This window comes from Planctobacterium sp. AWH2_060 (genome assembly GCF_056158425.1).
The window spans coordinates 4014642-4029740 of record NZ_JBSWTG010000001.1; the positions used below are offsets into that span (position 1 = coordinate 4014642).

Genomic DNA, 15099 nt, shown 5'->3' on the forward strand with positions numbered 1-15099 from the left:
CTATATACAGTGAATATTGGCATGAATTAATTAGCAAATCCAATCAAAACTAAAAAATTATAATTAGTAGGCTTGAGCACGTTCATATGAATGGTCGGGCGTATGACTACAACACTGGCCGTTTCTTGTCGGTTGACCCCTTTATTCAGTCGCCCACAAATAGCCAGAGCATTAACCCCTACAGCTATATCATGAATAATCCGTTGAGTGGGACGGATCCGAGTGGGTATACAAGCTGTGGTGTAGATGATAGCGCTGGTTGTCTTGTTGATGCTTTTGTAAATGGAGATTCAGAAGTGACTATAACCGGAGCGGATGGTAAGGCAATTGGCACTTATACTTTTAACGGTGATTCTAATGGAGATATGGGAGCAAAACTTTCAGCAATCAAAGAATTTGGTAAATCTATGCATAGAGCAAAAAGAGATGCTGCTATATCTGATCATGTTTATAAGAATAGACACCATGGGAAAGGAAAGTTGCCTGATGGTGTTTCAAAGGTCGATCCTTCTCAATATTCGGAATTGGAAGGGTTAACTTTCAATGATGTCGATTGGCACCCTAATAGATCCACCCATTTGCGACGTATTGGATCCACTTCAAACCGTCATTTTAGCCCTCAAACAGGGGGATTATTTCTCGCTTTTTTCTCCTCGTCCAGTCTAATTATGGTTCTCTCGTAATTTGCGGTAACTTTCGCCTTCCAGAACCAGTCGATAAGCGTTGTGTTTGAGTCGGTCGAGTGTCGCCGCGCCAAGCAGTTTATTTGGGAATGCCTGTCCCCATTCACTGAAGTCCAGGTTACTGGTGATAATCGTTGATTTTTGCTCATACCGTTCATCGATTAAGTCGTGTAAATCTTCATCCTGAGGTGATTTGAGTGGCTTTAAACCGAAGTCATCAATGATGAGTAAGTCGACTTTTGCCAGCGTTTGGAAACGCTTCTCATAGGTGTTGGTTGCTCTGGCTGCGTGAAGATTGGACAGTAACTTAGCCTGAGTGAAGAACAACACATCAATGCCTTTTTGTACCGCACAATGGCCAATAGCCTGAGCCAGATGACTTTTACCGGTGCCGCATGGACCCGCAATAAGTACTGCTACATGTTCGTCAATGAACCGGCAATCAGCCAGCTCATTAATATAAGCGCGATTCAGGTTAGGGTTGGCACTCAGATCGAAGCTCTCCAGGGTTTTATTGCCCCTGAAGCCTGCACGACGAAGGCGGGTGGCATATTTCTTCTGATCACGCCTGGCGACTTCATCCTGTACCAGTAACGCCAGGAAGTCCGGATAACTGAGTTGATGTTCGATGGCTTCACGATTACGCATCGCCAGAGAGTCCGTCATGCCAGAGAGGCGTAGTTGCTTCAGTAGTGGTGTAAGTTCGGGGATCGGATTGATCATCGTTTTTTCCTTATTCTAATGAGGGAGAAGTTTATTGGGATCTCGATGGAACCGGCCACCGCCGGTATAGACATCGCTCAACGTATCGAAGGCGTTCGATTCAATGGGCTGCTGGTCCAGTCCTTTTTCGAGGATTTGTCTGACCGCACTGTAGCGCACGTTATCGAAGGTCAGTGCCCGCAAGCAGGCAGCTTCAACGCGCTTATCACCGTAGCGTCTGGCAAGACCAACAACACCTTGTGCTGCGCGAAGGTTATCCAGTACCCGACTGGCGAACAGGCGCTTAATGAACACATGGCATGACTCACCAATCCGTTTCGCCTGAGTCAGACAATATTGTGGATCCTGCATGTTGTAAGCCTGAGCTGCGGGCGGTTGATGTTCGGGAACGGTGGCTCTGCCACCCTGATGGCGCATTCGGGCATGCGTTGCCTTGAGTTCATGGCCCTGATAAATGCGAATCATATTGTCACTGGCTTTGAGCCAGAGTGTTTCTCTGATCAGCGTATAGGGTACTGAGTAACGGCAGTGTTCAAACTGTACGTGGCCATCACCGTGTACCTTGACCTTTGTCCAGACGGCCTGCTCCGGTGGCACATCAGGTAACGGTTTAAGTCGTGCCTGCTCTATCTCAGTAAAGCGCTCAAGCGGCTGACATTTCGTGGTGCCGTGTTTACGATTTCCCGCAACCGCCAGCAACCAGCGTTTAAGTTGTGCATTGGCATCACTCAGACCGCGAAATTCCTTCAGGGGAACAAAGCTGTTTTTGATATACTTAACGTTAGATTCAACGCGGCCTTTTTTCTGCGGATCGCGTACCGGGCATGGCGCAATCAAAAAACCATAACCTTCAGCACATTCACCATAAGCCCTTTGTACCTGTGGGTCGTGATAGCAGGCCTTTGTAATCGCACATTTTGGATTGTCGATAACTACGCGTTTGGGCACCCCCCGGAACCACTCGAACGCCCGCCGGTGGCAGGCCAGCCAGGTTGCGGTACTTTGGTCACGGATAAACTCAGCATAAATGTGCCGACTCCAGGCCAGGGTCATCACGAAGATCCAGCTTTTGCGTAACTCGCCTGTTTGAGTATCGACAATGAGTGGTCCTGCGCCGAAGTCCACTTGCGCGGCATCGCCCGGTGTAAACTCCATGACGGTTGTAGGAACAGGCGTCTTCTCAGACAGGGCTTTTAAGTAACGGATCACCGACCAGTAACTACCGGTGAAGCCATATTTATCCATCAGTGCCTGATGGATTGTCGTGCCCTGCACACCATCCTGATACCACTTGTCGACTTTATCAGCGTAAGGTGCAACGGATGAGGTTGTGGTTGGGTTGGGTGGCTTCTCGCTAAAGACAGCGGCCAGTTGTGTATCATCAGGCAGCTCGCTATCCGGTTCAAGCCAGCCATGCTTCAATGCGGTACGCTTAATCGCTTTCACTTTATTACGGCCAGCGACGCCACTATCAGCGATGGCTCGATTAGAATCCCCCATTCGCATTCGAACGAGGATGTGTCGGTATTGGTACATTTCAAACCTCCGGTTTGCCATGCGTAATCTCCTGACTGCAAAAACAGTCAACGATACGCGAGTTAAACAGAAGTTTGAGGGGAGAAATCAGGTCAAAGTGGATCTATTACGCCGCCAATCAGGTGGATCGATTACGGTGCAAATGGGGTGGATCCATTACGCCGCCAACGAAATGGATCCATAGCGGTGCCAATTAACAAATGACGAAGGTACGGGAGGTTCAGGGTTTAAATCTGGACTTTATTATGATGAGAATTATGATGAATATATATATGCGTTCGCTGGTACCGAAGGTGGAATAACAGGAGCTGATTGGAAAACCAATGCAACTGAGATGGTAGGAACCTCTGACCAACATAGATTGGCAGTTCAAAATACAGCCGTGATATCTAAAATTGTAGGAAAAGACAATCTTAGACTAACAGGGCATTCATTGGGAGGAGGGTTGGCCTCTTTGGCGGCGTTAACTAGTGGCGTTCCTGCAAACACGTTTAACTCCGCTGGTGTAACCACAGGGACAATAAATGACCACAATGGAAATATGCGAAATGCGTCAAAAATAAATTCGTACTATGTTAAAGGTGAAATCCTCAGTTATGCTCAGAAGAACCTTCCCTTTGTCCCATACAAAATTGGAAATCAAATAGAGTTACACTCAACTATTCAGCCAACAAGATCTTCACTCAATAACTGGCCTTGGAGACCTGCCCATCATACAATGAAAGAGAGAGTGGAAATGCATGGTATTTCACACGTCATCGAAGCACTAGGTAAGTAGGTGGTAAAACATGCTAAAAATATTTGTAATGGCTGTAACGTTTCTAATATTAAGTTGTGGATACATTGAATCTAGTGAATCAACTAATATCGCAGTGCAAGAAAAAAGAGCTAATGAAATGAATCTTGTTTCGGTTGTAAAGAGTGGAGATGAAAAAAAAGTTCGAGAAGTGCTAAATACTTTCATAACGATACCTCAAGAACAATTAAACCAGTCTTTAATCGTTGCTCTTAAATCTGAGAATATAGAAATATTCACGGCTCTTCTGGAAGCTGGGGCGGACCCAAATTTACCGAACGCTGAAGGACAAATGCCTATAATTTTCGTGTCAATGTCAGTTGGACGAGAAGAGTTCATGAAATTGCTGTTGGATTATGGAGCTAATATCGATTCGGATTTAAAGGTATACGGTACCCCCTTAATAGTTGCTTTAAGGGGGCGTCATTTTGATGTCGCACTTCACTTGTTGGAAAGGGGCGCAAATCCGTTTATTGGGTATTTAAACGATGAAAATTTACTTTCATATTTGTGTGAGGAAGATGATTGGTACAATCCTCAACTAAAAAAAGAGAAAGAGCAACTTATAAAGTTCATCTTAGATAAATACGCTCATCAATTTGGGACCGGGTGTTTAAATAAGGATAACTAATAATTTACGTGGACACCCATCGTAATTTTACGCCGTTAACCGTATACGAAAGCACCAGCTATGATGCGCTGGGACGTGTGCTGGTTAACCGCAATGCGGGCGGCGGAAACTTATATGGACAGCCATCCTAATGATGGATGCAGCTAAACTAATTTAATTTACATGGACACCCATCCCCCAGTGTCAGGATAGTTGTCGCCTCAGTTTTTCGGAACTAAACAGGACACCCACCTTACGATACGCAGTTTTATGGTGCGCCGGACACCGAAAGCCGCGGAAATCATTCCCGGGAATACGTGTATGACGAATTAGGGCGTGTCACCGTGCAGGAAGATACCATCACCAAAGACGGTATCTCTAACTACATTCAGCGTTTTGCATATGATGCCAATTACGGCCGTTTGTTGGCGCACCAGAGTGCAGACAGCCTGATTGTGGCCTACAGCTACGATGACAAAGGCTTTAAGACCAAAGACTGGATACCTGACACCTCCGGTAGTGAGTTGAAGGTACTGGCGGAGTATCAGAATTATGCCGCCACCGGTGAGTTAACTCAGCAAAAGCTCGGCGCTGGTTTGATTCAGAACTTTAACTATCACGCAAAATCAGGCCAGATGGCAGGGACCTCTGCCACTGACACCGCCATCCTGAATATTCAGTACAGCACCTATGATGGCTGGGGTAACCTGAAACGATTTGAAAACAACAGCCTGCAGGGCAGTGAGATTGTTAAGGACTATGTTTACGATGCGTTACATCGACTGGATTCGGCCACCGTCACCCTCGGCTCAGGTACTGCCGGCACGATAAATTACGATTACAATGATGCCGGTAACCTGCTGACTAAATCCGATTACGGCAGTGATTTTAAATACGGTAATGCCGGTAAAAACGCAGGGGGTAATGCCGGACCCAATGCCTTACGTCAGCTCACTGAACTACTGAACTAAACAGGACATCCATCTTAAGATTGGTGTAATTCAGTTTTAGTGATTTTGTTTGTGGTTTTCTGCGTGTTTCCCAGAGCAGCTTAGAATTTGTCTTTTCGAGCTTGCTTTTTTTCCTGAACAGGTGAATTTAGAGTGCAAGAGAGCCGGGAGCAGGCACAAAAGAACCTTACCCGTTGGTAATGTTGTAAAAAAAATGGGTTTTCGGAGGGGGGATTGTTAGCCAAATAATCGGATAGCTGAGCTTTTATCCCTGAGTCGTTTTAGCTTGTGTCGATGTCGATAGGCTTCAAGATAAGATTCACCGCCAGCGGCGTGATAAAATTTACGTGGACACCCATTGTAATTTTTGAAATGTAAGCCCGCTTTGCCGGGCTTTCTTTTGTCTGCGGTGGCACATTCCGGGCGGATGGATGGCGCGTTTTTATCAGACGGCTGGCAATTCCTGTTCGGAACCCAGGCAGGTTTGGATGGAATATACACAAACGCCTGATTTCACCCCCTTTCATTTAGATAGTTTCAGCATCTCTCAAAATACGACACTTTATCCCCGTTACCGGTTCACCCGGAAAATGCCCTAATCGTTCGATATTTTCGTTCTATTGAGAAAATCAGCCATTAACCTCAGAAAATGAAGGTCGTTATGGTGATACTGCGGTGGTTACAAACTGCGGAAACGTGGTTACGTTTTTCCGGAACAGTGGTACTGAATATGCGTAATTCGCAGCTGCGTATTCCAGTAAAAATAACCACTTATCCTTCTATTTGTCACCAGCATTCCGCTCAAATGTAACCAGTGAAAGAATATTTCAAGATAGTAAAAGGTTTAGTGTAAACGTATCGATATGAAGTTTATTTACGACTTATATGCGTTAAATTCGAATTAATGGAAAGGAAGAGTCTCAGATAGCTAAAGTTGTTCATTTTTTATGAACGAGTGAATATCCTATATATAGGTGTAAAAACTACTATAAATAGGTATATATCTCTATTTATCAATTGATTGCGTCTTTTTCTGTTCACGTTTTATGAACGTATTTTGCCTCACTTTTGTCATTTAGTTTCACTTTATTGCATAAGAATTAATATCTTTGCATCAGCATCTTAAAAAGAAGAACTTTCCGGAATTGAAAACTTGAAAAAAAGCGTTTTTTGATCGATACCCAAATATGCTGCTTGGTTTTTATCCAACAGCTTAGTCAGGTCGATATGGGGAGGAACGTTATCATGTCAGGTTAATTTTAAATTGCCCAACACAACAATTGTCTATTGAACTTTTTGTTATTCAGAAAGGGGATTTTTGTTGCTTACAATTTTGTGGAGCTCAGAAACAAGAAACTCCCGTTGCAGCGGGAGCCTTGTGAGAAAGTCGAATTTGCGAAGCCGACTTCATTACAAGAGAGTATTGTTTCCAGTCTCCTTTTTGTCAAATTCAAATCAAAATTTTTTTTGATTTGCGTGTTCGGCCATCTTCTCAAAGGTGGGCTGATGCCACCAGGGAGAGCGTCATATGCTTTCTATAGATACTTATCGTGAAGTGGGAAGGCAGTACTTTGTGTCGGCTTTGTCTTATCGGGAAATTGCGAGAAACATGGATATTACACATCCGCCGGTAAGTAAACTCATTAATGCCGTTAAGGCACGCGGTCTGACTCACAAAGAATTTATGTCTCTGGATGATATTGAGCTGAGACGTATCATTCAAAAACCCCGAAAAAAACGATTTAAAAAAATAGATCCAACGGGGATTGATTGGGTATCTGAACAGGATGACCAGGGGCGTACTAAATATCTGATCTGGATTGACTACAAAGAAGCGTACGGTGATGCCGCGTTTGAATACTCTGCATTTTGTCATCACCTCGCAAGCAGAACTGATGAAGACAAATTGTCAGCTTCTTTTCGGTATCCGCCAGGGCAAGTGTCCCAGATTGATTTTGCAGGCACAAAAATTCCTTATTTTGATTATTTAGGAGCAAAGGTTACGTCTCAGGCTCGTATCTTTTGTGGTGCGCTGTGTTACTCCAACGATTTCTATGTCGAAGCCTTTCCCGACCAGACAACCTACTCCTGGGTAAAAGGGATAGAAAACTTTTTTATCAATAAAGGCGGCTGCACCCGTGTCGTCATTTGCGATAACGACACGGCCCTGGTCAAGTTTAAAAAAGGGAAAAGAAAACTGACGGATAATTTTAAAGGCCTGGCAAGGCATTACGATACGGTGATTATGATTGCACGTCCCTATGAGCCAAGGGACAAGGGCATCGTCGAGGGGATTATTGGCTTCCTGACATCCCGATTGCTCAACGATATGCGGAAAATGACCTTCATTGGCCTGGATGCCGTAAACCAATACCTCTGGAGAGAAGTCGCCAAAATACGCCTTGAAGTCATGAAGAAATACGGACTGTCGAGGGATTATCGTTTCGTGAATGGTGATAAACCTAAACTTCGGGATTTACCCGCAACGCGTTATCGCATTGTTGAGCAGTATCTGGAGCGCGATATTCCGGAGAATTATCGGATAGTCATTGACCACCATAAATACAGTGTTCCTCATACCCTGCGAAATAAACGCTGTAAAATTGAAGTCACTCGTGAGGATATTACGGTGATTCACCAGGGTAAGGAAGTGTGCGTATTAAAACGTCAGTACCTTCCCGGAGAAGAAACCATAGTTGCTGAACATATTCATCCTTGTCACTTGCCGGTGATGCTTCGTGTAAAACGTGATTATCTCGAATGGGCGGGCGAATTTGGAGACGCAACACGAAAAATAATCTTAATCCAGTATGAGCACGAGGCAGATGACTCCTGGCTGGCAGACAACCGGTGTAAAGCGATTCAGAGAATATCCAGAACATTTGAAAATAGTGCTTTTGAGGTGTTGTGCAGTGAAGCCCTGGTTCGCGAGTTCACATCCCCGAAATATATCAAAATGCTTGCCGCAAAATTCAAAGCCGATTCCGGCACATCACATAAAACTGAAGCGGAACACACGCGCGCCTTTATTCGGGGGGCAACATCCTTCAGCCTAAAAAAACAGGAGAATGGCCATGATTGAATCTTTAAAACATAAATTTAAGCAGCTGAAGCTGAGCGGTATGTCTGACTATTTTGAGCTTCACTATCCCGATGATCTTCTGACACCTCAGGCGTACTTTGACTTGATTTCACAGATGCTGGATGAAGAGATAAATCTGAGAACACAGAATAAGCAGACCCGTCTTCTGAAACAGGCCAGACTGCGTTGGCCGAACGTTACTCTTAATTCAATGGACGTGAAACACCACACAAGAACAATTCGCTTAAAAGTAGAACAACTCTCCGATTGCGAATGGGTCAACAACGCGCAGAATGTTGTGATCACAGGGGCAACAGGCGTGGGGAAAACAACACTTGCTTGTGCACTGGCCAGAGAGTGCATTTTGCATCTTTTTTCAGTCCGGTTTTATCGATTCCATGAGTTGTTGCTCGATTTAAATACCGCCAGAGAAGTTAAGGAGCTGAAAACGTTTGTTAATAAATTACTCAAAATACGGGTGCTGATTATTGATGACTGGGGAGTGGCACCACTGGATGAGCAGGACCGCCATCTGTTGTTTGAACTCATTGAACGTCGGGAAAAGTCAGGCTCGCTGATCATAACCAGTCAGTACCACTATGAGGACTGGCACCGGGCCTTTGGTGATGAAATTATTGCCGACTCTGTTTTAGACAGAATTGTGCATAGCTCTCACCTTTTGGTACTCAAAGGGGATTCGCAGCGTAAACTGGCAGGCGTCAAAGGAGGTACCAAATGAACGGGAATAAAAACTGGAAACTCTACAGTCCGTCAACATTGATAACCTGCCAGGAAGAGCAGGAAATCATCCGGTTGATACTGGAACATTACCATCGTACATTGTTTAAGAATCCTGATGCCATGGCCTACCTGTTGAATGAACGAGGGTTAAAGAAGGAGGATGCAAAGCATTTCTCTCTTGGTTATGTCGACCGCTCTTTTCCCAAAAAAATGCTTAATTTTCCGAATTCAGAAAGAGAAAAAATTACAGGTGTAATGATGCGATATGGGCTAAAGAATCCTGAAGGATTCCAGACATTCTGGGGCATGATTATTTGTCCTGTAAGTGATGAGAATGGGAAATTGACAGGCGCGTTTGGGCAAAGAGTTAAAGAGTCCAGGGATAAGCCAATGACGGCCTCAATGAGCCTTGAGCCTGGGGTGTTTTACACAGGCAGCAATCCGGCAATTGAGACAGAGACAATACTGTGTGGCAGCCCTTTTGACGTTATGGCACTCAACCTTATTGGTATTAACAATGTTGTCAGTGCACCTGGTGAGTGCGGTCTGGATGAATATCATATTCAGAAACTCTGCCAAGCTGGGGTCAAGAGGGTGACTATTGGGTACAACAGAAGTCAGTCAGGCGATGGTTGCAGGACTATTCATCGGAAGAAGCTCGAACTGGCAGGCATTGCCGTTGACTATGTCGATATGCAGTACGGTCTCAGTTTTAGCCAGATTTTTGCCAATTCAGTCTGGCTTAACAGGTATAAAAAGCAGGTATCTGCCTGAGGGGTTCTGATGCACGAAAATCCCAAACACCTGGTTTCATTGATTGTTGCAATGAATGTCTACCTTGAGGATTGTGAGCTGGAGGAGCAGAGCCCGCGCACGATAGAAGGTAAAATGAGCAGCCTCAGGCACTTTATCAGATGGCATATTGTTGAATATGGTACAAAGCTGCTGGACCTTTCAAAGGCCTCAATCAACGACTATAAGCTTTACTTAAAAACCTATACAGGCGCCAATCGCCACGAGGTCATATGCGATGCAACACGGCGCAATAAAGTCACACACGTGTTGACGTTCGTTACGCGATTATTTGAACTGGGATATCTCGAAGCAGACCATGGTAAAGGCGTTAAACGACCAAAAACCAATCGAAAGTTAACAACCGGCATTCTGCAAACAGAGGAAATAGAGGCGATAAGACGCCACACCGCTTTTTATGGGATTAAAGGTCGTCGTGATGAGGCATTACTCGAAATTCTCTTTGCGAGTGGTATACGTCGCAATGAAGCGGCCAGCCTCGATTTGAAAAGCTTAATTGTCAGGGATGAAGAATCAATGCTGTATGTGAAAGACAGAAAGTGTCTCAACGACAGATATGTACCCATCAGTCAGGAATCGTTTGACCTTGTCATGCGGTATATTAAAGAGATTCGCCCTCTGTTAAGTAAGATTGATTCCGGAAAAGCGCTCATTTTGGGGGATGATGGTGAGCGGATAAAAGACAAAAAAGTATCGGCCATTGTCCGAAAATATAAATTACGCGCAGGGATATCAAAAGCGGGAGCGGCAAATCTCTACAGACATACCACTGCCACGACAATGCTGGAAAATGGTGCCGGGTTGATGTTTGTGCAAAAAATGCTGGGACACAAGAGTGTGGTAACGACTCAGACATATGTACACATTGCAATGGCCCATATGTGCAGTGAATACAAGCGTACTCATCCAGCGGCACAAGCAAAGCCACCCTCAAAATAAAATGCTGTATTTTATTTGTAGTACGGTATACTTCTATACTGTAGTTAATTTTACTATTTGGTGTAGGCTTATGGCTCAAGTACGAACAGCAACAGAACTGGATAATGTCATCATGACCAGATTATTAGGTGATGCTGAGGCGTTGCGACAGCAATCAGACGACCCCATGACGATCAGTCGACTTGTTGAGCATGGGTTACCAGGTCAGACATTAAAACATATGGTGCAGTACATCCCACGGCATGTGGTCATTGATACTTTGGGTACTGATAAAACCAATTTCACTAAACTCTACCGCCGAACGCTGTCAAAAAATCAGACTGACGGGTTGAACGATTTGTCACTGCTCTGGAAAGAGCTGAGACAGTTTTTTGAGTTTGATGAAGAACTGTTAAAAGGATGGATTGCCACGCCTCTGCCCGTCCTGGATGGCCATACACCGGCGGAGTTTATGGATACTATCGTTGGCCGTCAAAAACTGCGCACCTGTCTCAATGAAATGCGATACGGTGAGCCGGGATGATTCTGTTTAAGGTCGTTAAAAAAGATTACGCCGATAACTGGCAGGATTACACAAAGACGACAAGTTACAGAGCGGGGGCCAGGTGGAATCTTCCGGGTGTGCCAGCGATGTATTTCAGTACCAATGTGCAAAATGCCATGTTGGAAATCGCCAACTACATGCCTTCGCCGAAGATGGTGAATACACTTTTTGTGGTTTCAGTTTTTCAATTCCCGGCTTTGCGCATTCATGCTATAGAGCCGAAAGAGTTACCGAAAGACTGGGCAGAAGACACTCATAAATCAGAAACTCAAAAGCTGGGATCAGGGTATCTCGTAGACAGTGATAATTTTGATGCGATTCTGGTTCCCTCAGTCACCATAAATCGAGATATCGCTACTCATGCTGTTAACGACATTCGAGCATCAACATATAGCAATATTGTGGTGAACCCCGAAATCGTTGAATTAGATAATATTAAAGTAATAGAGCATCATCATCCTGTTTACTCCCATCGGATGTTTAAATAGCTATCAGCTCCTGTTTCCTGTTCGAATATGTATTCCAGTCTCCCATTCACCCCAAGACATGAGTCCATTTCGACTTCAAATTCATAGAATGAATGAAGGAAAAAGCCATCTAATTTCTTTGTATTAGAATTTAGATATTCCATTTAGTAGGTTAATCGACAAGCTCGCGCCCCGTTCATATGAATGGTCGGGCGTATGACTACAACACCGGACGTTTCTTGTCGGTTGACCCCTTTATCCAGTCGCCCACAAACAGCCAAAGCATTAACCCCTACAGCTATATTATGAATAATCCGTTAAGTGGGACGGATCCGAGTGGTTATGCTTCAGTAACAGCGGAAGAACTAATTAAAATTCCAAGGTCTGGCTCCAGAATTATGATGACTGTTGGAACTAGCAGCGTAACCACCACCACTGATGATAACACGGGTGAGATAACTAATGTTTCGACTGTTACAACATTAAAAAAAGGACTAACCAGTGTAAGTTCCGTAAATTATTCTGGTGGCAAGCCACAATCGGCAACTGTCACCGCTGTGAATACTCAAACCGGTGAGACTGGTACTACCAGCTTTTCAAACCTATCTCAAACACAAGTAAGTAAAACGCAACACACACCTGATTTCCCTTCCATTGGTAAGGTAAAGGGATATTCTGAGTCTGGAAATAGCTCCTGGAGAAAACAAAATGATGCTACTTTTATTTTGGCGACTGATATTTACAACAGTGAATATGGGTACAGTCCAAGTGACGGTGGTTTTTGGACAGCCCAAAGACTCAAGGCGCAAGCAATGCGTGAATCCGGTGGGAGCCGTTCTGAGTTTTTAAGAGATCCTCTACAAGTTAATAGGACTTACTACGATGCAAATGGTAAGGAGACAAATACTGATTGGGTTGACAGAAAGCTAATACATACTGAGCTGACAGGAAAACAACAAATTATGAATCCCTTCACAAGTTCTAGAAACGCGTTAATGTGGATAAGATATAAGGGATGGTTGCATGATGCGAGAGGGAGAAAATATCGCTATGAAGGAAATGCTAAAGCGCTTTCTGATTATAATGGCAACACAAAATTGGATAGAACCATGAATGGAAACGTAGTGCCGCATCACCAGTGGTATTCTGAATCTATACTGAATATGGAAAGAGGGATGTATTAAATGCAAAAAATAAGGTTATTTCTAAAAATTCCTTTAATTTTATTATTGGTGAAATTAGTGACTTCTTGTTCTGCTTTAGCGAACGATTACTTTGATTTGGATTATTTGATTGAAAAGTTACCCCCTGGGTATGTTTCTAAAGAATCGAAGTTAATCTCTATGGATGAGCATACCAGCCATGATACCAATTACAGAGTTATGGTAATCATACAAACTTTTGAAAATGAAGCACAAAGCCAGATCAGGCGCATTGCTATATTTAAATCCACAGGTGAGTATGTTGGTGTTTTTTCAGGTTTCGGTGAAATTCCTACATCGGTGTCATCAGAAGGTATTCATTTCCCTTTTCCTGAGGAGTTTGGCAATACCATTTTCTTTGACGACTCGGGTCCAGTTGTTCCTGCTTATATTAATGGTGAGCATTATCTTTTCGCAAAATCTAAACCGCTAACAAAGAAACAGGCCATGGAGCAAATGGCAAAATTAAATGAACGGAACTAAAAAATTTAACGTGGACATCCATTGTAATTTTTGAAACGAAAATTTACATGGGCATCCATCGTAAATTTTGAAACGTAAGCCCGCTTTGTCGGGCTTTCTTTTATCACTACACATAGGCCATGCAGGCAGCAAGCGCAGCTTCATCCAGTAGTGCTTGTGATTTAAAGCGGCCTTCCCAGAAACGACCTGTGCACTTATCTTCCTTTTTGGCTTCTCTGGCAATATATTCATTTAAATATCGCATAAACCAGCTGATACACGACTAATTTACGTGGACATATATGGACGCCCCGATAAGATCAAGCCATATCAACCCCTGACCATGTTTTTTTGGCCATTTAAAAATCCATTATTGCTCAATCAATCGTGTAAATGCGTTGTACTGACATATATCCGGGCTAAGCACTGCGCTTGCCCCTAATGAGTTCCGTACCAGCACGCCCTAAAGTTGGTCACCCAATCGGGATTGTATCCCGTGCCCATGTCGGGTTTAGTTCTGGTTGCGTTGCATTTTTTTCATTATGTTTCGCTACAACAATGGATAGATAAGTGCTGTCCGGTCACCCTAAACACCCACACGGGTTCATAACCCTTGTCCAGAACGGGTTGATCAGACAGCGAAACTATTTTAACACTGTGCCCCGGAAGGGCTGAGGATTGTACTCCTCGTGCTTTTGCAGCAATGTCCACATCAGTCGTGCTAACTTGTGTGCCGTAGCTACGGTGGCACAACAGGTATTCTTTCGTTGCTTAAGTTGTACCACCCATTGGCTCAGGGCATCATCTTTGTGCTTAGCTCTGGTAACCAAGGTTCTTGCACCATGTATTAGCTGTTTTCTGAGATAACAATCCCCTCGTTTGGTAATGCCAGCCATGACCGATTTAGGTCCCGAGGCATATTGTTTGGGTGTAATCCCCAACCAGACAGCGAACTCCTTTGCTGAACGGAAGGCTTGCCCTTTATCAATAGAAGCCAAAAACGCCGAAGCGATAAGCGGACCTATTCCGGGAATACTGAGCAGAATACGACCACATGGATAATTTACGTAGACACCCATCGTAATTTTACGCTGTTAACCGTACGTAATTTGTAAGAAGAATTTACGTGGACACCCATCGTAATTTTGAAACGTAAGTCCGCTTTGGAATTTATTGGAATTTATTGGAATTTACGTAGACACCCATCGTAATTTTACGCTGTTAACCGTACGTAATTTGTAAGCGTCCGGTGAATTACACCTGCTAATTGAGTTTCTGCCCCGGTAATCTGTTGCCATCAGGAACTAAACAGGACACCCACCTTACGATACTCAGTTCTATGGTGCGCCGGACACCGAAAGCCGTGGCAATCATTCCCGGGAATACGTGTATGACGAATTAGGGCGTGTCACGGTGCAGGAAGATACCATCACCAAAGACGGTATCTCAAACTACATTCAGCGTTTTGCATATGATGCCAATTATGCTCGCTTGTTGGGACATCAGAGTGCAGACAGCCTGATTGTAGATAACTAAACCGGACAGCCATCT

General features: G+C 44.1%; 14 protein-coding genes and 5 pseudogenes. 15 read left to right on the forward strand and 4 right to left on the reverse strand.

The window, feature by feature from the left end:
• Window positions 1-80: 80 nt before the first annotated feature.
• Window positions 81-231, forward strand: a pseudogene (locus tag ACXAD8_RS17170) (RHS repeat-associated core domain-containing protein); the annotation flags it as partial.
• Window positions 232-662: 431 nt separating this feature from the next.
• Here the strand turns inward: ACXAD8_RS17170 and istB (ACXAD8_RS17175) are convergent.
• On the reverse strand, window positions 663-1406 hold the full coding sequence (gene istB, locus ACXAD8_RS17175; protein ID WP_475231178.1) for an IS21-like element helper ATPase IstB: 744 nt from the start codon (window positions 1404-1406) through the stop codon (window positions 663-665).
• Window positions 1407-1421: 15 nt separating this feature from the next.
• Window positions 1422-2942 (reverse strand): IS21 family transposase, encoded by a 1521-nt coding sequence (gene istA, locus ACXAD8_RS17180; RefSeq protein WP_475233004.1) that lies wholly within the window; start codon window positions 2940-2942, stop codon window positions 1422-1424.
• A 226-nt stretch (window positions 2943-3168) separates the two neighbouring features.
• Between istA (ACXAD8_RS17180) and ACXAD8_RS17185 the strand changes: the two are divergent.
• The 13 genes and pseudogenes from ACXAD8_RS17185 to ACXAD8_RS17245 form a co-directional block, all read left to right on the forward strand.
• A pseudogene (locus ACXAD8_RS17185) lies at window positions 3169-3720 on the forward strand (Tle-like phospholipase domain-containing protein); the annotation flags it as partial.
• Between the two features lie 10 nt (window positions 3721-3730).
• Entirely contained in the window at window positions 3731-4369 is a 639-nt protein-coding gene (locus ACXAD8_RS17190) for an ankyrin repeat domain-containing protein (RefSeq protein WP_475231180.1), read from the forward strand.
• 8 nt (window positions 4370-4377) lie between these two features.
• Window positions 4378-4500 carry a hypothetical protein gene (locus tag ACXAD8_RS17195; protein ID WP_475231182.1) on the forward strand — a complete coding sequence of 41 codons (123 nt, stop codon included), beginning with the start codon at window positions 4378-4380 and terminating at the stop codon, window positions 4498-4500.
• Between the two features lie 165 nt (window positions 4501-4665).
• Entirely contained in the window at window positions 4666-5319 is a 654-nt protein-coding gene (locus tag ACXAD8_RS17200) for a hypothetical protein (protein ID WP_475231184.1), read from the forward strand.
• Between the two features lie 1507 nt (window positions 5320-6826).
• Window positions 6827-8380: an IS21 family transposase gene (istA, locus tag ACXAD8_RS17205; protein ID WP_475231186.1), complete on the forward strand. Its 1554-nt coding sequence runs from the start codon at window positions 6827-6829 to the stop codon at window positions 8378-8380.
• Window positions 8373-9119 (forward strand): IS21-like element helper ATPase IstB, encoded by a 747-nt coding sequence (istB, locus tag ACXAD8_RS17210; protein WP_475231188.1) that lies wholly within the window; start codon window positions 8373-8375, stop codon window positions 9117-9119. The genes istA (ACXAD8_RS17205) and istB (ACXAD8_RS17210) overlap by 8 nt, the downstream gene beginning before the upstream one ends.
• Complete coding sequence (locus ACXAD8_RS17215) at window positions 9116-9895, forward strand: hypothetical protein (RefSeq protein ID WP_475231190.1); 780 nt, start codon at window positions 9116-9118, stop codon at window positions 9893-9895. Before istB (ACXAD8_RS17210) ends, ACXAD8_RS17215 begins: the two co-directional genes overlap by 4 nt.
• Before the next feature lie 9 nt (window positions 9896-9904).
• The gene (locus tag ACXAD8_RS17220) at window positions 9905-10873 is read left to right on the forward strand and encodes a tyrosine-type recombinase/integrase (RefSeq protein ID WP_475231192.1); all 969 of its coding nucleotides are present in this window, start codon (window positions 9905-9907) and stop codon (window positions 10871-10873) included.
• Between the two features lie 70 nt (window positions 10874-10943).
• The gene (locus ACXAD8_RS17225; RefSeq protein WP_475231194.1) at window positions 10944-11396 is read left to right on the forward strand and encodes an antitoxin Xre/MbcA/ParS toxin-binding domain-containing protein; all 453 of its coding nucleotides are present in this window, start codon (window positions 10944-10946) and stop codon (window positions 11394-11396) included.
• Window positions 11393-11905, forward strand: a complete 513-nt coding sequence (locus ACXAD8_RS17230) for an RES family NAD+ phosphorylase (RefSeq protein ID WP_475231196.1) — start codon at window positions 11393-11395, stop codon at window positions 11903-11905. Before ACXAD8_RS17225 ends, ACXAD8_RS17230 begins: the two co-directional genes overlap by 4 nt.
• A 179-nt stretch (window positions 11906-12084) precedes the next feature.
• A pseudogene (locus tag ACXAD8_RS17235) lies at window positions 12085-12165 on the forward strand (RHS repeat-associated core domain-containing protein); the annotation flags it as partial.
• A gap of 24 nt (window positions 12166-12189) precedes the next feature.
• On the forward strand, window positions 12190-13068 hold the full coding sequence (locus ACXAD8_RS17240) for a hypothetical protein (protein WP_475233082.1): 879 nt from the start codon (window positions 12190-12192) through the stop codon (window positions 13066-13068).
• The gene (locus ACXAD8_RS17245; RefSeq protein ID WP_475231198.1) at window positions 13069-13569 is read left to right on the forward strand and encodes a hypothetical protein; all 501 of its coding nucleotides are present in this window, start codon (window positions 13069-13071) and stop codon (window positions 13567-13569) included.
• A gap of 109 nt (window positions 13570-13678) precedes the next feature.
• Here ACXAD8_RS17245 and ACXAD8_RS17250 read toward each other — a convergent pair.
• Both ACXAD8_RS17250 and ACXAD8_RS17255 read right to left on the reverse strand, forming a co-directional pair.
• A pseudogene (locus ACXAD8_RS17250) lies at window positions 13679-13831 on the reverse strand (transposase); the annotation flags it as partial.
• 361 nt (window positions 13832-14192) lie between these two features.
• A pseudogene (locus ACXAD8_RS17255) lies at window positions 14193-14606 on the reverse strand (transposase); the annotation flags it as partial.
• A 328-nt stretch (window positions 14607-14934) separates the two neighbouring features.
• Here ACXAD8_RS17255 and ACXAD8_RS17260 point away from each other — a divergent pair.
• Entirely contained in the window at window positions 14935-15084 is a 150-nt protein-coding gene (locus tag ACXAD8_RS17260; protein WP_475231200.1) for a hypothetical protein, read from the forward strand.
• Window positions 15085-15099: the final 15 nt, after the last annotated feature.